Source organism: Acinetobacter sp. YH12105 (assembly GCF_013419095.1).
GTDB lineage: Bacteria > Pseudomonadota > Gammaproteobacteria > Pseudomonadales > Moraxellaceae > Acinetobacter > Acinetobacter pseudolwoffii.
The window spans coordinates 267,827-286,090 of sequence record NZ_VPAU01000002.1 but is presented as its reverse complement, the minus strand read 5'-3'; the positions used below and the strand labels follow the sequence as shown (position 1 = coordinate 286,090).

The following is an 18,264-nucleotide window of genomic DNA, read 5'->3' as shown; positions in this document are numbered from 1 at the left end:
TAAAGCTATATCCATGTTCCAACAAGAAATTTCCCAACTCAATTTACCACAACTCAAAGCAGGCGAGAAACGCTGGTTAGGCAATCTGCAAGGTTCCTCGACGGCATTGTTGCTCAAAGAAATCGTGCAGCAGCAATCGCGTTTATTTATTGTGATTGCACGCAATAACCAGCATTTGGGTCAACTGGAAAGTGAACTGGAATTTTATGGGATTAAACCCACGATTTTTCCAGATTGGGAAATTTTGCCTTATGACCGCCTGTCTCCGCACCAGGATATTGTCTCGGAACGTCTGGCGATTTTATCCAATATGCCAAAAACTGGCGTACTGTTACTTTCTGCCTCAACCTTGGCACAGCGTGTCGCACCGACTTCATGGATTTTGGGTGAACATTTTGATATTCACGTCGGACAGAAATTCGATCTGGAACAACAGAAGAAAAAGCTGATTCAGGCCGGTTATTATCTGGTCGATACGGTTTATGATCCGGGTGAATTTGCGGTACGCGGCAGTATCATGGATATTTATGCCTCGGGGCAGGAAGCACCGATTCGGATCGACCTGTTTGATGACGAAATTGAAAGCCTGAAATTTTTTGATTCCGAAACTCAGCGCACCACGCAAAGTTTGCAGCAGTTTACCGTATTGCCGGCACAAGAATTTCCGCTCAAGGAAGGCCGTGCGACGTTCCGTGACCGCTATGCCGAATTTTTCCCGACTGCCAATCCAAAGAAAAACCCGATCTATCTGGATGTGATGGAGGGCATTGTTTCACCGGGAATCGAGTTCTATTTGCCCTTGTTTTTTAGCGCTGAAGCCATGCAAGGTCAAAGTTCGCTGATTTCGTACTTACCTAAGAATGGCATTGTCATTACAGATCGGGCTTTAGATGAGAGTTTGACCCAATTCTGGCAAGATGTGGTGCGCCGTTATGAAGATCGTCGCCACAATGTCGATCAGCCGATCATGCCGCCTGAAAGCCTGTTCTTTCAGACCAATCAGGTTCTGGAGCAGCTGAATCAATTTGCACGTATTATTGCCGCCCAAACGCCTTTTGACCAAAAAGCCGGCGTATTGAACCTCGATACCCAGTTGCCACCACGTCTGCCTGTCGATCCAAAACGTGAAAAACCATTTATTGAAGTCAAAAAATATATCGATCAGGCCAATCATCCGGTGCTGCTGGTGGCCGAAAGTGCCGGACGCCGTGAAAGCTTAAAAGATGCGTTACGACCAAGTCTGGGTGATATTCCGACGGTTGATAACTTTGAGAGCTTTATCACCTCCCTGTATGCGATTGCGATTACCAATGCGCCATTAGAGCGTGGTCTGGTGCTGACCGATCGTGTCAGTATCATTTCTGAAAACCAGCTCTATGAACATCGCGTGGTACAACGCCGCCGTAAACGTCAGCAGGAAGTTTCAGAAGAATTTCTGATCCGCAGTCTGACTGAACTGACCATGGGCGCGCCTGTGGTGCATATCGATTATGGAGTGGGGCGTTATGCCGGTCTGGTCACTTTAAGTATTGATGATCAGGATCATGAATTCTTGCAGCTGGATTATGCCGATGCGGCCAAAGTCTATGTGCCGGTGACCAATCTGCATTTAATCAGCCGATATAGCGGTGGTGATCCGGATCTGGCACCATTGCATAAGCTCGGGACAGATGCATGGAATAAAGCCAAACATAAAGCGCTGGAACAGATTCATGATGTTGCGGCCGAGTTGCTGCATATTCAGGCACGCCGTGTCTCTAAACCCGGCATCAGTTTTGAAATTGATCAAAGTCTGTATATGCAGTTTGCCAGTGGCTTTGCCTATGAAGAAACGCTGGATCAGGCCAATGCGATTGAAGCCACGCTGCATGACATGCAACAAGCCAAGCCGATGGATCGTCTGGTCTGTGGTGATGTCGGCTTTGGTAAAACGGAAGTGGCGATGCGTGCTGCATTTGTTGCGGTACAGAATAACCGGCAGGTGGCGATTCTGGTGCCGACCACCTTGCTGGCACAACAGCACTATGATTCATTCAAAGACCGCTTTGCCGACTGGCCGGTCCGGATTGAAGTGCTGTCACGTTTCGGTTCTTCCAAAGCACATAGCAAGACCATTGACGACCTGATCGAAGGGAAAGTGGATATCGTGATTGGTACGCATAAAATTTTGCAGGAAAATGTCCAGTTTAAAAATCTTGGCCTGATGATTGTCGATGAAGAACATCGCTTCGGAGTACGTGACAAGGAGCGGATCAAGGCGATGCGTGCCGATGTCGATATGTTGACCCTGACAGCCACTCCAATTCCGCGTACACTAAATATGGCCTTTAGTGGCATGCGTGATCTATCGATTATTGCCACACCGCCGGCACGCCGTCTTGCGGTGAAAACCTTTGTGCAAGAACATACCGATGACACCATTAAAGAAGCGATTCTGCGTGAACTGTTGCGTGGTGGTCAGGTCTATTTCCTGCACAATGAAGTCGATACGATTGACCGTGCCGCAGCGCATATTCGTACATTGGTGCCGGAAGCCCGGGTGATTGTGGCACATGGCCAGATGCGTGAACGTGAACTGGAGCAGGTGATGCAGCAGTTCTATCACAAGGAATACAATGTTCTGGTCTGTTCGACCATTATTGAAACCGGGATTGATGTCCCAAATGCCAATACCATTTTGATTGAACGTGCTGACAAACTGGGCCTGGCACAATTACATCAGCTCCGTGGCCGAGTCGGGCGCTCGCATCATCAGGCCTATGCCTATTTAATGGTGCCGTCTTTAAAAGCCTTAAAAGGCGATGCCGAAAAACGTCTGGATGCGATCCAGCGTGCTTCGACCTTGGGGGCCGGATTTATGCTGGCCACCGAAGATCTGGAAATTCGCGGGGCAGGTGAATTACTCGGCGAACAGCAGAGCGGTTCAATGCAGGCGATTGGTTATAGCCTGTATATGGAAATGCTGGAAAAAGCCACCAAAGCCATTCAAAAAGGTAAAACCCCAAACTTCGATGCACCCTTGTCATTGACCGCAGAAATTACCCTGCATATGCCAGCGCTCATTCCGGATGATTATCTCGGAGATGTGCATCAGCGTCTGTTGTTCTATAAGCGTATCAGTAATACTGATACTCAGGAGAAGCTGGACAATATTCGGATGGAATTGATCGACCGTTTTGGCATACCGCCACAACCGGTCAAACAGCTCTTTGCCGTGCATCAGATTCGTCTCAAAGCCGAGCAGCTTGGCATCACCAAAATTGATATTAGTGCTCAAGGTGGGCATGTGGAATTCGCGCCAGATACCCCGGTTCAGGCCATGACCATTATCCAGATGATGCAGAAACATCCAACCTATTTCCGGATGAATGGCGGGCAACGTCTTAAGGTCATGGTCATGCTGGAAGATTACCAAAAGCGGATTCAGTTTATTCAGGATTTGCTGGACAGTCTATTGAAAGAAGTGGGCTAATTTGATTTAGACTAAATCAGTTTGAAAGTTCATGATACATTTCATTTTCATTGAAATTTTCAGGAATGATAAACCAGCTTTTTTTAATGAAATGTTCGAACAAATTCTCGTGATGCGCCTTGCAACAAATCATGAGAATTTGTCTTTAAACCCATTGCTTTCAATATTCAGCTTCGGTTGGATATGTTAGTATTAGCCATCATTCTAATTTTGCATCATTTATAAAGATATGTTTAGTTTGCATCCACAACTTGCTCAAGATACTTTTTTTGTAGGCGACTTTCCTTTGTCAACATGTCGTTTGATGAATGATATGCAATTTCCCTGGCTGATCCTGATTCCACGTGTGCCGGGTGTCTCTGAATTATATGAATTGAGCCAAGCTGACCAAGAGCAGTTTTTACGTGAATCAAGCTGGTTATCAAGCCAGCTGGCACGTGTTTTCCGTGCGGATAAAATGAATGTCGCGGCATTGGGCAATATGGTTCCGCAATTGCATTTTCATCATGTGGTTCGTTATCAGAACGATGTAGCATGGCCGAAGCCTGTTTGGGGTACACCAGCTGTTCCTTATAGCAGTGAAGTATTAGCACATATGCGTCAAACACTCATGCTGGCGCTACGTGGTCAAGGCGATATGCCATTTGACTGGCGTATGGACTGATTAGCCCCAAGTATTCCGAGATCTATGAACGATTGCGGATTTCAGGGAGTGACTGAATGCAATTAGACGACTGGATTCAAAAAGAACCACAACAGTTTGAATATTTTCATCGCTTGATGGGCTATATCATGCTGTCTCTGGTTCTGGTCGTCTTTCATTACACTGAACCGGATACCCAGTATCAGCTCTTTGTTCCTGTATTTTTATTCCTGATTTTATTGATTAGCTCGAAACTGTCGCGCTGGTTAATCTATCGCCATGATTATCGTATTCGGCGCAATGTTCTTTTTCTGATTGATGTTATTGTCATTGTAGTGGTTTTAGCCGCAGTACAGCTGGATCTGGTATTGTCCTTGCTGGGTTTGGTGGCAATACTCTATACCGCAATCAGTAATAAAATTTCATTGATGATGGCTTCTCTGGCCAGTCTGGTCGGGATCACCGTTTTTTATCTGGCCAATATTCTGGTCTTTGGTTTTGGAACTTATTTTGAACCGACCAGCAGTGAACTGACGGTTTTAGGCTTCATCTGCCTGATTACCTATTTTGGTGTCGGAAGTTTTTATCAGAGTGGTCGTGTGCAGTATATGACCCAGAAGAAAAATCATTATTTTGAACAGATGAACCGTTATATGGAATTTGCCAATCAGCTGAGCCGTTATGCGCCTGTGCAGTTGTGGCAATCCATCATGAAAGGTGAATCTGAAGCGAAAATTGAATATAAACGTAAAAAGTTAACAATTTTCTTCTCGGATATTCAAGGCTTCACAGAACTGTCTGAAACGCTTATTCCAGATGATTTAGCATTCTTGCTCAATGATTATTTGCGGCATATGACCGAAATCGCCAAAAATTATGAAGCGACTGTCGATAAATTTATGGGTGATGCCATCCTGATTTTCTTTGGTGATCCAAACTCTGAAGGCGTAGAGCAGGATGCCAAGAACTGTATGGAAATGGCGATTGCCATGCGTCAGCAAATGAAACTGCTGCGTGAGCGTTGGATTAAAATGGGTTATCCGCCACTGCATATCCGTATGGGTATTTCGACCGGTTATTGCCACGTTGGGAATTATGGTGCGACGCATCGGATGGCCTATACCATTGTAGGACGGGATGCCAATCTGGCAGCGCGCTTACAGAGCGCAGCTGAAGTGGATGAAATCCTGATTTCAGAAGATACTCATAATCTGATCAAAAATGATTATTTATGTGCGCCGAAGAAACCAATTTTCTTGAAAGGCATTAAAGCACCGGTAAGAACCTGGCAGCTAATGGAAAAATATGCATCGCAGAAAGTTGAGTATCAACGTTGGTTCGACTATGAATATAAAGGCTTTCATTTACTGCTCAATCTGGACGAAGTACAAAACTTTGAATATCCAGAATTGATTCATGTACTGGAAAAAATGATTAAACGCATTGAAACTCAGCAGAAATTGACCAACTCTCAGGGCATCGTCAAGCTTAAACTTGAAGATGAAGTGATTGAGCATCTTCAACCACAAGACGAATTTGAATCACTCAAAGACTCCAAAATAATTTAATCATTCTCATAAATATAAAAAACCACGTCTAAGCGTGGTTTTTTATATGATCTTTCAAGAAAAATCTTAATGATTTTCCGAAGCGTGATTGATGGTGTATTTTGGAATTTCAATTTCCAGATCTTCATCGACCAGTGTGACCTGACAAGAAAGACGCGAATCAGGTTCCAGACCCCAAGCGCGATCCAGTAAATCTGCTTCTACATCATCCATTTCTTCGAGGCTGTCGAAGCCTTGACGTACCACAACGTGGCACGTTGTACATGCAGCTGACATATCGCAGGCATGTTCGATTTTAATGCCATTTTTGAGCAGGCTTTCGCACAGGTTGGCATTGTGTTCGACTTCAAACTCAGCACCTTCGGGGCAAATCTGCGCATGTGGAAGAACTTTAATACGTGGCATAGTCGTTACCTTAAATTAGTTTGAGTTTGACCAGTCGTCGAGTTTAGTGCCCTTAAGAGCGGCATCAATATGTTGATTCATACGTGCTGCTGCAAAAGCATCACTATGTATTTTAAGCTGTTCAACTGCAGATTCAATCGCTTTGATGTCTGAACCTTGAAGCTCGGTTTCAAGTTGTGCCTGTGCAGTTTGCAGTGCTGCCAGTTGCTCTTCAGTCAACAGAGCGGCATCTACTTTTAGTGCCTGAACCAGTGCTTCCAGCTCACGCTGGGCTTCAACTTTGGTTTCATTCAAATGACGCAGATTTTTATCTTCCTCGGCAAATTTATAACCGTCAAGCAACAGGCGCTCGGTATCTTCACCAGATAAGCCATAAGATGGCTTAATATCAATTTGCGCATGCACGCCAGATGTTGTTTCTTTGGCAGATACCGTCAACAAACCATCAGCATCGACCTGGAAAGTTACTTCGATACGTGCCTGACCGGCTGTCATTGGTGGAATGCCATGCAAGACAAAACGACCCAGACTACGACAATGTTCAACCAGATCACGTTCACCTTGAACTACATGGATCAACATGGCAGTCTGGCCATCTTGATAGGTAGTAAATTCCTGACGACGTGCTACAGGAATGGCAGTATTACGTGAAATCAGACGTTCCACCAGTCCGCCCATGGTTTCTAAACCTAAAGACAGTGGGGTAACATCCAGTAATAAGGAACCATCAGTCGAGTTGCCAATCAGTTGGTTTGCTGTAATCGATGCGCCAATGGCAACCACTTCATCCGGGTTAATCGTGCACAGCGGTTCTTGGCTAAATACGTCACCAACTGCTTTTTGTACGGCATAAGAACGAGTTGAGCCACCCACCAGAACCACATTTTGAATGTCATCCAGTTCAAGCTTGGCATCACGCATCACACGTTTACATACGCTGATGGTTTTGTCCAAAGCAACTTTAATGATTTCTTCAAAGGTTGAACGGTCAAGGTTTAAAACTTGATCGAGTAATTGAATCTGAACAGTTTCAGCATCTGAAAGTGCTTCTTTGGCCTTACGTGCTGCCACAATAAAATGTGCATATTCAGCATCATCTAAGGTTTCGATGTTTAGCTGTTTCTTGGCCCATTTCAGAATTAAACGGTCCAGATCATCACCACCGAGGGCAGTGTGGCCGCCAGTCGCCAGCACTTCAAACACGCCTTGAGAGAAGCGCAGAATCGAAACGTCGAAAGTACCGCCACCCAAGTCATAAATCACATAGTTGCGATCTGTACTCAAGTTGCTTTCCTGATCGAGGCCATAAGCCACAGCAGCAGCGGTTGGCTCATTCAATAAACGTAAAACATTCAAACCGGCAAGCTGGGCAGCATCTCGGGTTGCCTGACGCTGTGCTTCATCAAAATACGCTGGAACGGTAATCACTGCACCATTCACCGGATTTTTCAGACTTGCTTCAGCACGATCTTTGAGCTGCTTTAAAATTTCTGCAGAAATTTCAACCGGAGTTTTACGACCTTGTGCGGTTTCAAAAGCCGGCATTTCATTCGCTTCGCCGACCAAGGCATAAGGATGCTGGAATTTGATATCCGCTTGAGAGCGACCCATGAAACGCTTGACTGAAACGATGGTATTTTTAGGATCGCTGGTAATAAAAGGCGCGGCTTCATTACCATATTGAGTCTGCTGTTCTGCATAATGCACGATAGAAGGAAGTAGCACACGACCTTGTTCGTCATTCAGCACTTTGGCTTTACCTGAAAGAACCGTGGCAACCAAAGAGTGGGTGGTGCCTAAATCGATACCAATCGCAATGCGGTGTTCATGTGGTGCACTTGATTGACCTGGTTCTGCAATTTGCAAGAGAGCCATAGTGTTACATCCTTTGCACGTTAAATATTAAAAATTAGAAATCATCATCAAGGTCAAAGCTGTCATCGTCCAGGAAGCGGTCTTCCGCCTTGTCGATATCTGCCATGACTTTGACAAAGAAGCGTAGTTTACGCACTGTATCGCGTGCTTCAGCCCAGTCTTCATCGGTATAGTCAATTTTAAACTCACGAACCAGACCGTCAATCCATTGCTGTACTTCAACTTTCAGTGAAGTTAAATCTTCAGCAGAGGTGGCATCGTCGAGTTGTTCACGAATTTCCAGAGCGTCCTGCAAGAATTCAAAATCACTGATCGATTGATCTAAGTGATAATCCTGTTTCTTGAGGGATAATAAATACGCTGCACGGCTATCGACCGCTGACAAAACTTTAAAAGCCTGATTGATATCACTTGATTTAATCAGGGCCTGATCTTTGTCTTCAGCTTTATCGGGATGATATTGTTGCTGTAACTTTAAAAATTCAGTTTTTAAAGTTGTCAAATCAATATCGAGTGCTACTGGAAGATTGAACAGCTCAAAATGATTCATGGGAGATGGGGTCCGCGATTAATGTGCAAAAATAACTGTATAAATGCAATTAAAACAGTGTGAAACACACTGTTTTAATGTCAAAAGAGAATAACTGCCGGGTTTATACAGTGAAGGATTCACCACAACCGCATTCGCCTTTTTTGTTGGGGTTGTTAAATTCAAAGCCTTCGTTCAAGCCGTTTTTAACATAGTCCATCTCCATACCTTCAAGATAAACCAGACTTTTCGGATCAATGAATACTTTAACCCCAAACTGCTCAAATGCTTGGTCATGTGTATCGACTTCATCAACAAACTCGAGTACATAAGCCAGACCAGAACAGCCTGAAGTTTTCACACCAACGCGAATGCCTTCACCCTTACCGCGATTTTTTAAATAATTGCTGATATGAGTTGCAGCATTTTCAGTTAAATGGATCATGAAAACTCCGTTAAAATTTCAAAACGTGGAACAATTAAGCTTTAACTTTCTTGCTACGGTAGTCTTCTACAGCTGCTTTGATTGCATCTTCTGCAAGAACAGAGCAGTGTACTTTTACTGGTGGAAGTGCCAGTTCAGTTGCAATATCGATATTCTTGATTGCTTGAGCTTGATCCAAAGTTTTACCTTTGAGCCATTCAGTCACCAAAGAACTTGATGCGATTGCTGAACCACAACCATAGGTTTTAAAACGTGCTTCTTCAATCACGCCTGCATCGTTGACTTGAATCTGTAAACGCATCACGTCACCACATGCGGGTGCACCAACCATACCGGTACCAACGTTTTCAGCATTTTTATCTAAAACGCCAACATTACGAGGGTTTTCGTAATGATCAATTACTTTTTCGCTATAAGCCATGTTGCTTCTCCAAACCTCGGGGTCAGCCTTAGTATTATTAAATATGGGGGTTAAAAAACTTTTCTCAATGAGATAGTAACCGATTGGTCACTATCTCAGAATGAAGATTAGTGCTCAGCCCATTCAACTTTAGAAAGGTCGATACCTTCTTTAAACATATCCCAAAGCGGAGAAAGTTCACGTAACTTCTCAACAGCAGCTTTAGTGATACTCAATACATGATCGATATCTTCTTCAGTGGTGTATTTACCAAAGCTGAAGCGGATCGAACTGTGTGCAAGCTCGTCTGAAAGACCCAATGCACGAAGTACATAAGAGGGTTCAAGTGTTGCAGAGGTACATGCTGAACCTGAAGATACCGCAGCATCTTTCAAGGCCATCATCAGTGATTCACCTTCAACAAAGTTGAAGCTGACATTCAAGTAGTTTGCTACGTTTTGTGTAGGATGACCATTCAAGAACACCTGTTCAAGGTCTTGTACGCCATTCCAAAGCTTGTCGCGAAGTACACGTAAGCGGGTTTGTTCAGCTTCCAGATTCTTGCCTGCAAGTTCGAATGCTTCACCCATCCCCACGATTTGATGCGTTGCCAGCGTACCTGAACGCATACCACGTTCATGACCGCCACCATGCATTTCAGCTTTAAGGCGTACACGTGGGCTACGACGTACAAACAGGGCACCAATACCTTTAGGGCCGTAGATCTTGTGCGCAGAGAAGCTCATCAGGTCTACTTTTAAAGTTGAAAGATCAATTTCAACTTTACCTGCCGCTTGTGCTGCATCGACATGGAAGAAAATTTTGTTGGCACGAGTGATTTCGCCAATCGCTGCAACATCAGTAATCGTACCGATTTCGTTGTTCACCATCATCAGTGAAACCAGAATCGTATCTGGACGAATTTCTGCTTGAACCATTTCCGGAGTAATTAAACCGGTTTGAGGTTGTGGTTCAATATAGGTAATCTCAAAACCTTCAGACTCTAACTCACGGCACGTATCTAAAATTGCCTTGTGTTCGATTTTAGAGGTAATGATATGTTTACCTTTCGATGCATAGAAATGAGCCACACCTTTAAGCGCAAGGTTGTCTGATTCGGTTGCACCTGAAGTCCATACGATTTCACGTGGATCAGCTTTAATTAAATTAGCGACCTGTTCACGTGCATATTCAACTTTTTCTTCTGCTTGCCAGCCATAAGCATGTGAACGAGATGCAGCATTACCGAAGGTACCTTCGAATGTTAAACATTCCATCATACGTTCAGCAACCTGAGGATCTACCGGAGTCGTAGCTGCATAATCAAGATAAATCGGACGTTTCATGTCAAATACCTGTAACCGATAAAAGGGCTGAATCAAAGGGTGCTGAATTTTGGCGTAATGACACTGTTTGTACATTGTCACGTGCAACCAGATCAGCAAGCGAGATTTTTGCTAAATAATCGGCAATGTGGTGGGAGAGTTCCTGCCATAAATCATGAGTCAAGCACATCGCACCATTCTGGCAGTTGCCTTTATGGTCACAGCGAGTCGCATCAACTGTTTCGTTTACAGCTTCGATAATTGCTAACACAGTAATTTCATCTGCATTACGTGCTAAATGGTATCCACCATTTGCTCCACGAACACTTGAAACTAAGCCATGGCGCTTGAGTTTCGCAAATAACTGCTCAAGATACGCAACAGAAATAGTTTGACGTGCCGCAATTTCGGCGAGCGTAATCGTTTTTTCAGAAGGCTGCAAAGCTAGATCAAGTAGAGCAGTCACAGCGTAGCGACCGCGAGTGGTTAGGCGCATGATTCGATACACATGGTTAGACTAGATGTGTCGATTTTAAGAATCCCGACTAAATTAGTCAAGTTATTTTTAGTAGACCTTAGTGGGATTTAATTTTTTCATAATGAAAGATTTAGATACTGAGCCAATTATACACTAATAACGTAATCAAAAGTATGCTACTCAGGCCAAAAACAATATTAATGCGCTTTTGACGGCGTTCGATCCGTTTCAGGCGGTTTTTATACTGTTTGACTTCTACTTGCAAGGTATTGATCTTGGAACGCTGCTCTTCAATTTTCTTTAAGAGTGGTGCTATACGCTTTTTGGACGCAATAATTTCCGTTTCATCCGTAGGTGTTTCAGACAGCCAGTGTTTCCAGTCGGCTAATACTTTTGGCAAGCTGAATACGGTTAATAAATCACGAAATTCGTCTTTCAAAACCTGATGACCATCAATGCGCATACTACGAATGCTACGACGATTGCCAAAAATAAAAATTTTGATCAGATCGGGAAGTGTGGTACGCACATCCAGATCTACAATGCGACCCGGTGCTTTATGGTCAAATAAAAGACCATTTGTGGTGAATTGCACATAAAAGTCGAAATATGGAATATAGCTATTGATTTTAATCGAGATATTTTCATCTACAAACTTCTTGGCTTGTAATGCAACGACACGATCATGCTTGAGAATGAAGGTAAATATTGTTTCTAAAACAATTAACGTCATCGTAAGCAACAAATGCGGTTGATTTTGACTTTGTTGCGATTCGCTCATATACAACCAATCCTTACCTGAAATATAAAGTGAAAAAGCTTCCTGCCTGTGAAGAGATTTCAGGGTTAAATCAAATTAGACTTGAAATAAATTGCTTTGTAGAACAGTTTAGCAAATCTATCAAGTACTAAATTTGCTATTATGCAGTGATTTTGTAGAATAATTTATAATAATTGCGCAGAAAACAAACAGGAGCCGTGCACATGGACAAGTCAAAAACAGCACAAGACTCAGCTGAAGCTTTAAACCAGAAAACAATGAAAGCCAAGTCCAAATCTGCTTCGGAGCGCAAATCGGCTCTTGATTTTCGTAAATATACCAAACAGATCTGGCTGGCTGGACTGGGAGCATTTTCACGTGCCGAAGAAGAAGGCAATAAACTGTTTGACTCACTGGTCAAGGTTGGAGAAGAACTGGAGTCTAAAACTGCAGATATTGCAGATCAAACTGTAGAAAAGGTCTCAGAAAAGGCCAAAGAGTCGGTCATAGAGACCAAAGATAAAGTGGAAAAGCTGATCGACAACTCTGTTCATCACTCATTGAATCGTATAGGATTAGTCACACTCAAGGATGTACAACATTTGGAACGTTTAATCCTTCAGTTACATGCCAAAGTTGATCAGTTGACTGCGGAACAAGAAAAAATGCAGGAAGAATTGTCGAAAAAAACACAAATAAAATGACTTTATTTATTATTCAATGTTTTTTTCGCATATTTTTTGAAAAAAAAGAGGTTCTTAAGTATTGCGTTTATACCTAAAGCATTGCTATAAAGGCGTTATGGCATGTTAAACAAATTCTTGAACCTTAAATAAACGATATTAAGAGGACGTAATCTTCATGAATAAATCAGAATTAATTGATGCAATTGCAGAGAAAGGGGGATTATCTAAGGCTGACGCAGGTAAAGCTTTAGATGCTACAATTGCTTCTGTTACTGAAGCTTTAAAAGCGGGTGATACAGTTACTTTGGTCGGTTTTGGTACTTTCGGTGTAAAAGAACGTGCTGCACGTACTGGCCGTAACCCACAGACTGGCGCTACTCTTGAGATCAAAGCAAGCAAAGTGCCTAGCTTCAAAGCGGGTAAAGGCTTAAAAGACGCTGTAGCTTAAGCTTACCCAGCGATGAAACGCGCCTTCTTTGGCGCGTTTTTTATTGATAAAATAAATTGTGATGATTAACACATTCATTCAATGGGTATTTTCGGTTAAAATCCTTTGCAAATAAAATATTGGAATACTTATGGAAGCTTTTCGTAAAGTTATTAAGGGTTGGTTGGGTAAAGTTTTACTCGTTCTGTTTTTGACCCCGTTAGCGCTTGTAGGTATTGAAGGATATTTTAGCGGCGGGAGCTCTGATGCGGCAAAATCCGTGAACGGAACTGAAATATCTCAAAAAGAATTAGAGTCACTGACGAAATCATTTAAAGAACAATATCTCAGTTATGCCAATGGTGATGAAACCTTGCTGAATCAAAGCTTCATTGACCAGAAAGCCATGGATACTTTGGTTTCACGTACCTTATTGCTACAACAGGCAGAAGAATTAGGCATCAGCCTGAGTGACCAGCAAATTGTACAGATGATTGCCCAGCAGCCGACTTTCCAGCAAGATGGTAAGTTCTCTGATGCTTTATATGAGAACTATCTTAAATCAATTGGCATGACCAATCGTGCTTTAGTCGAAAGTTTGCGTAAAGATCATGCGCTGAAAATGCTGTCTTCGACATTCTTGGACTATCCACTGGTGAGTCCGGTCGAAATGCAGCAAATTGCCGATTTACAGACTGAACAACGTCATATTCATATTTCCAGTATTAATCTGGACAGTTATAAACAAGATGTCAAAGTCAGCGATGCTGAAGTCGCTGCCTATTATGAACAGCACAAGGCATCGTTTACACAGCCGACCAGTGTAGATGTGGACTATGTGGTGTTGAAGCCAAATGATATTCAAGCACAGGGTTTGGCAGTGACAGATGCTGAACTTCAGGAAGCGTATACAGCCTTTGTTGCGACACAAAAACAGGCAGTTAAACCAGAGGTGAAGCATATTTTGATTACGGCGGACAGTCGTAGTGATGCTGAAGCACAAAAACTGGCTGCAGAAGTGGCAGCGAAAATTAAAGCCGGTAACACTTTTGCACAGGCTGCAGCACAATATTCTGAAGATCCTGAATCCAAGTCTAAAGGCGGAGCAATTGCAGTCTATGAAACTGGCGTATTTGGTAGCACATTTGACCAGACTGTTAGCTCTTTAAAATCAGGTCAGGTCTCTGCTCCTGTGAAAACAGATTATGGCTATCATATTATTTCTGTGCAATCACCTGATGTGGCTGTGCCATCTTTTGAGTCACAAAAAGCACCTTTATCTGAAGAGGTTTTGGCTGCTAAAAAATCCAATGCATTCTCCGATACGGTGAATAGCTTGAATGATATGGTGGTGGGAAGTGATTCTCTGGATGTTGTTACACAAGAAGTGAAAGGCGTGCAGGTTCAGAAAGCCCAAGGAGTAAAACTTTCAACCCGTGACCCAGTGTTGAGCGATGCCAACCTTAAAGTCAAACTGTTTAATGATGATGTCAAAAATGGTGATCGTAATGCTTCATCAAGCATTCAGTTGGCCAATGGTGATGTGGCCTGGATCAAGGTGCGTGACTATCATGCAGCTGGTGAACAAACACTGGCAGAAGCGAAACCGCGTGTTCAGGCTCAATTGATTAAAGACAAAGCCGCTGCTTTGGCAAAAGCAAAAATTCAGAAAGCTCTGGATGAGTTCAAAACCAAACCTGCTGCATCAGTCGCCAAAGGTGCTTTGATTTTTGAAGATGCTGGCGTGTATACCCGTGCTGAAGGTTTGCTAAAACGTGATGTACAACGTGCCGCTTTTAGTCTTCCGACACCAAAAGCAGGCCATTGGTCAGTGACCACAGCGAAAATGCCAAATGAGCTGGTCGTGGTTGCGGTATCAGAAGTAAAGAAAAACCCGGTGGATGTATTGAGTGCAGAGCAACGTAGTGAGTTGGTGAAGTTGTATCAGCAACTTCGTGGTCAGCAAGAATTTGATGACTATACGCGCTACCTGAAATCTCAGGCAAAAATCAAATAAGACGCTCTTAAATAAAAAAACCAGCCTGCGGGCTGGTTTTTTATGCTCTAGCCAAATGAGGGTTTAAGCACGAATAATCAGTTCATAACCGGTATATTTACGCATATTGATTACACCGGTATCCAGAATTAAATACTGACCTTTAATACCCTGTAATTTGCCACGAATCACCGGAGTTTTATCCAGATTATGTGATTTAATCTTTTCTGGATATTGCTCGACCGGATAAATAAACTCGCGTGCCAATTCCTGCTCAAGCACTTCAATATTTTCATTAAACTCAAGATTCTGATTAAATTCTTCACGAATGCTTTGAATTTTAGGTGCAAATTCTTCTAACAGCTGTTCACGGACTTCAATCAGATTCAGTGGTTCTGCTTCACCTTTGAGCAGCTTGCGCCAGTCTGTTTTGTCTGCGACCTGCGTACCAAACATGACTTCCAATTTGCCAGAGAGGCGACGTGAGCCAACTTTCATAATCGGCAGGGCTTGGGTTGCGCCCTGATCCAGCCAGCGGGTCGGCATTTGGCTGGTACGGGTAATCCCGACCTTTAATGCACTGGAATTGGCTAGATAGACAATATGCGGTTGAAAGCAGACATTCTGGGCAAATTCATCTTCGCGGCAAGTGCCTAAATGATAATGACAGGTTTCTGGCTTCATGATGCACATATCACATGAAGCATTGGTCTTAAAACATTTAAAACAGTGACCTTGCGAGAAAGATTTTGAGGTTTTATTGCCACAAGATACGCAATAAATTTTCCCTGTCCATTCAATCTCGATGTCTTGGCCCAAATTAAATGGAAGATCGATTTCTGCACGATCCAGAATTAATTTATACTCAACATTTGCCCGCTGTATCTGTTGATCAGTTACACTAAGGTCTTTGAGGCCGACATGCATTTTATGGCAAATGCCCTGAAGTTCCATAAAGATTACTCACTTAAATCATAAGGATGCAGTTATGGCTGAGCAGAATGTCATTACTTCAATGCTAGACGATTTCGCACAGGAACAGCCAATTCATACTGCTATTTGTATTGGGCAGGACTTAAGGCAAGTCCAGTTTCAGCCATCTATTCAATGGCACTATTTTAGCGTATCTGGCTTTTTAAGTCTGCCTTTTCAACAACGTTATGACCTGGCTGTGGTAATGCTAGATACGATAGAAACCGAAAACTTGTCTGAACAGATCATGAGTCGAATCTTGGTGAAATTGCGTGATTTATTTGCTAAACGTCTGGTGGTGATCAGTCGGCTGCAAGATGAAAAACTATTGAGAGCTTTGGGATTTACCCAGCTGATTGACAAGACCACGCACGGGGCGGATTTTGCGCTGTGGCAGTTTAATATTTTAACCTATAAGCATGTGCCCGACTGGTTTAATTCCAAGTTCTGGGCCAATCCGGAAAACTGGGATAAATTTCGCTGGTAAGCCTATGCCTGCTTAATTGCAAATATTAACACAATCCTGCCTAGACAATATGAGGACAGACCGTATTCTGTAACTATGATGCATACAGGATATAGAGCATGACGAATCTGAGTAATATCGTGGAAATATTGGCCAAGCAGGCATTGGGTGGCGGGCAGTCTCAAAAGCAATCTTCACAGCAGGGTGGTCTGGCAGATATCCTGGGATCGGTACTGGGTCATTTGAATAAATCTCAGACTCAACAAGATCAGAGTCAACACAATCAGTATCAGCAGAATCAAGCCGGCCAGCAGACCCGACAAAATGGTTTGGGTGCAATTTTAGGTTCAGTTCTCAGTCAGTTAGGTGGGGCAAATCGTCAAAGTACTGCTCAACCCCGTTCAGGATTGGGAGGAGGTTCGACTGGCAAAACCTTATTGATTGCGGTGCTACCTCTGGTACTGGCCTGGATTCAAAAACAGGGTGGTTTACAGGGTGCATTGGATAAGCTTAAAGGACAGGGGTTGAATAGTCAGGTTGATGACTGGGTGTCGACTGGCCCGGGTGAAAATGCCAATGTCGATCCGCAGCAGGTGCAAAACCTGTTTGATGATCATGAGGTGGAACAGGTAGCAGAGCAAACACATGTTCCTAAACAGGATGTGTATAGTGCCATTTCACAAGTCTTACCGCAGATTATTGACTCACTGACACCACAGGGTGAAAAAACCAGTAAGCAGGAAGCCAATAATGATATTCAAAATGTTCTGAGTATGGTCTCGGGCCTGCTGAAAAAATAAATTCCATGATGTAAAAATCCCGATCTCAGTCGGGATTTTTAAGCTTATACCGACTTGCAAATTTCTAATCCAGTTTCAGGCTAAACAGCTGGTTAGAGTCGCAGATTTTTTTGGCAATATAATGAGATTTTCGGGTGCGAATTAAAATAATTTGCGATTGAAAACCCAGTTCACCAAATTCCGGTTCTACCTGTACATAATGCAGTTGTCCATATTCATCTCGAACCCGCGCTTGAGCAGAAAATCCAGGGCGGGCATTGCCACTTGAAATCGTTGCCAGTCGGCCGAGCAAATTGACATTGTTCTTTTTATATTTGGGTGGAATGACCTGATCGAGACAGTGAATCATAAAAATCGTGAAAAAGGTCGCAATGATCAAAGCGGGAATAATCAGGTAATAAGCGGGGAGAAACTTGAATTCCTGAGAATAAATCAGAAATTGCAAGACATAGCCGGCAAAGCTGAAATTCATCAGGAAAAAAAATACAATCAATGTTTTTGAAAATTTCACATTTAACAGATCAACATGCTGAAAATCATAGGGTGAAATTTTTTGCAGAATTTTACTGGGTCTCAGCCCAAAATAGAAACCAATGGTTTTCACCACGCCGAATAAAATAATCGCCAATAAACTGAGATGAAAAGGCATCAGATTATAGTCTAGAAAAAATGCAGGCATGGTGAAGTCCGTTTTAGGTCTTATTCTGTGAGGTAAATTCCACCATCAGAATGCACGGTAATTTCTACTTTTTCAAGTGACTGACCTTGGCAAGGCCCGGAAATACATTCACCGCTTTCTACCAAAAATAGTGCACCATGCGTTGAACATTCAATAAATTCCTGATCACGATCCAAAAACTGGTTTTCCAGAAATTCCAGCTCGACTTGCAAATGCGGACACAGGTTTTGATAGGCATAAAAAGCTCCATCGCGCTGGGTAATAAAAATAATATCCCCATTGTCCAGTTCAAAAGAGCGTGCTTCACGCTCTGGAACATCTTCGGTCATACAAATTTT

19 protein-coding genes are annotated in these 18,264 nt (G+C 43.1%); 8 read left to right on the top strand and 11 right to left on the bottom strand.

Annotation, left to right across the window (positions count from 1 at the left end; all coding sequences use genetic code 11):
* Positions 1-13: 13 nt before the first annotated feature.
* The 3 genes from mfd to FTU44_RS03275 all read left to right on the top strand — a co-directional run bounded on the left by mfd (position 14) and on the right by FTU44_RS03275 (position 5,683).
* On the top strand, positions 14-3,472 hold the full coding sequence (gene mfd / locus FTU44_RS03285) for a transcription-repair coupling factor (protein ID WP_180049491.1): 3,459 nt from the start codon (positions 14-16) through the stop codon (positions 3,470-3,472).
* A gap of 229 nt (positions 3,473-3,701) precedes the next feature.
* Complete coding sequence (locus FTU44_RS03280; RefSeq protein WP_004646760.1) at positions 3,702-4,136, top strand: HIT domain-containing protein; 435 nt, start codon at positions 3,702-3,704, stop codon at positions 4,134-4,136.
* 56 nt (positions 4,137-4,192) lie between these two features.
* Positions 4,193-5,683 carry an adenylate/guanylate cyclase domain-containing protein gene (locus FTU44_RS03275; protein ID WP_179999929.1) on the top strand — a complete coding sequence of 497 codons (1,491 nt, stop codon included), beginning with the start codon at positions 4,193-4,195 and terminating at the stop codon, positions 5,681-5,683.
* A 66-nt stretch (positions 5,684-5,749) separates the two neighbouring features.
* On the opposite strand, the gene fdx is transcribed toward FTU44_RS03275, so the two are convergent.
* The 8 genes from fdx to FTU44_RS03235 all read right to left on the bottom strand — a co-directional run bounded on the left by fdx (position 5,750) and on the right by FTU44_RS03235 (position 11,921).
* Complete coding sequence (gene fdx / locus FTU44_RS03270) at positions 5,750-6,088, bottom strand: ISC system 2Fe-2S type ferredoxin (protein ID WP_005171126.1); 339 nt, start codon at positions 6,086-6,088, stop codon at positions 5,750-5,752.
* Between the two features lie 15 nt (positions 6,089-6,103).
* Entirely contained in the window at positions 6,104-7,963 is a 1,860-nt protein-coding gene (hscA, locus tag FTU44_RS03265) for a Fe-S protein assembly chaperone HscA (protein WP_100355018.1), read from the bottom strand.
* A gap of 34 nt (positions 7,964-7,997) precedes the next feature.
* Positions 7,998-8,513, bottom strand: coding sequence for a Fe-S protein assembly co-chaperone HscB (gene hscB, locus FTU44_RS03260; protein ID WP_100328683.1), 516 nt, complete (start codon positions 8,511-8,513; stop codon positions 7,998-8,000).
* A gap of 103 nt (positions 8,514-8,616) precedes the next feature.
* Entirely contained in the window at positions 8,617-8,937 is a 321-nt protein-coding gene (gene iscA / locus FTU44_RS03255; RefSeq protein WP_005096766.1) for an iron-sulfur cluster assembly protein IscA, read from the bottom strand.
* Between the two features lie 34 nt (positions 8,938-8,971).
* Entirely contained in the window at positions 8,972-9,358 is a 387-nt protein-coding gene (gene iscU / locus FTU44_RS03250) for a Fe-S cluster assembly scaffold IscU (RefSeq protein WP_005096767.1), read from the bottom strand.
* 107 nt (positions 9,359-9,465) lie between these two features.
* Entirely contained in the window at positions 9,466-10,683 is a 1,218-nt protein-coding gene (locus FTU44_RS03245) for an IscS subfamily cysteine desulfurase (RefSeq protein WP_100535016.1), read from the bottom strand.
* A gap of 1 nt (position 10,684) precedes the next feature.
* Positions 10,685-11,158 carry an Rrf2 family transcriptional regulator gene (locus FTU44_RS03240; RefSeq protein WP_005096769.1) on the bottom strand — a complete coding sequence of 158 codons (474 nt, stop codon included), beginning with the start codon at positions 11,156-11,158 and terminating at the stop codon, positions 10,685-10,687.
* Between the two features lie 112 nt (positions 11,159-11,270).
* A complete protein-coding gene (locus tag FTU44_RS03235; protein WP_005171121.1) occupies positions 11,271-11,921 on the bottom strand; it encodes a hypothetical protein in 651 nt (216 codons plus the stop codon).
* Positions 11,922-12,124: 203 nt separating this feature from the next.
* Here FTU44_RS03235 and FTU44_RS03230 point away from each other — a divergent pair, with 203 nt between their 5' ends.
* The 3 genes from FTU44_RS03230 (at position 12,125) to FTU44_RS03220 (ending at position 15,030) form a co-directional block, all read left to right on the top strand.
* On the top strand, positions 12,125-12,604 hold the full coding sequence (locus FTU44_RS03230; protein ID WP_180049489.1) for a phasin family protein: 480 nt from the start codon (positions 12,125-12,127) through the stop codon (positions 12,602-12,604).
* 157 nt (positions 12,605-12,761) lie between these two features.
* Positions 12,762-13,034 carry an HU family DNA-binding protein gene (locus FTU44_RS03225; protein ID WP_004786051.1) on the top strand — a complete coding sequence of 91 codons (273 nt, stop codon included), beginning with the start codon at positions 12,762-12,764 and terminating at the stop codon, positions 13,032-13,034.
* A gap of 130 nt (positions 13,035-13,164) precedes the next feature.
* Complete coding sequence (locus FTU44_RS03220) at positions 13,165-15,030, top strand: SurA N-terminal domain-containing protein (protein WP_180049487.1); 1,866 nt, start codon at positions 13,165-13,167, stop codon at positions 15,028-15,030.
* A gap of 63 nt (positions 15,031-15,093) precedes the next feature.
* On the opposite strand, the gene FTU44_RS03215 is transcribed toward FTU44_RS03220, so the two are convergent.
* On the bottom strand, positions 15,094-15,963 hold the full coding sequence (locus tag FTU44_RS03215; RefSeq protein WP_005096774.1) for a DUF2797 domain-containing protein: 870 nt from the start codon (positions 15,961-15,963) through the stop codon (positions 15,094-15,096).
* A gap of 34 nt (positions 15,964-15,997) precedes the next feature.
* On the opposite strand from FTU44_RS03215, the gene FTU44_RS03210 reads away from it, so the two are divergent.
* Positions 15,998-16,468: a DUF6231 family protein gene (locus tag FTU44_RS03210; RefSeq protein WP_180049485.1), complete on the top strand. Its 471-nt coding sequence runs from the start codon at positions 15,998-16,000 to the stop codon at positions 16,466-16,468.
* Between the two features lie 98 nt (positions 16,469-16,566).
* A complete protein-coding gene (locus FTU44_RS03205; protein ID WP_180049483.1) occupies positions 16,567-17,247 on the top strand; it encodes a YidB family protein in 681 nt (226 codons plus the stop codon).
* A 64-nt stretch (positions 17,248-17,311) separates the two neighbouring features.
* On the opposite strand, the gene FTU44_RS03200 is transcribed toward FTU44_RS03205, so the two are convergent.
* Positions 17,312-17,926: an OB-fold-containig protein gene (locus tag FTU44_RS03200; RefSeq protein ID WP_180049481.1), complete on the bottom strand. Its 615-nt coding sequence runs from the start codon at positions 17,924-17,926 to the stop codon at positions 17,312-17,314.
* A 20-nt stretch (positions 17,927-17,946) separates the two neighbouring features.
* Positions 17,947-18,255, bottom strand: coding sequence for a Rieske (2Fe-2S) protein (locus tag FTU44_RS03195; protein WP_171063348.1), 309 nt, complete (start codon positions 18,253-18,255; stop codon positions 17,947-17,949).
* Between the last annotated feature and the right edge of the window lie 9 nt (positions 18,256-18,264).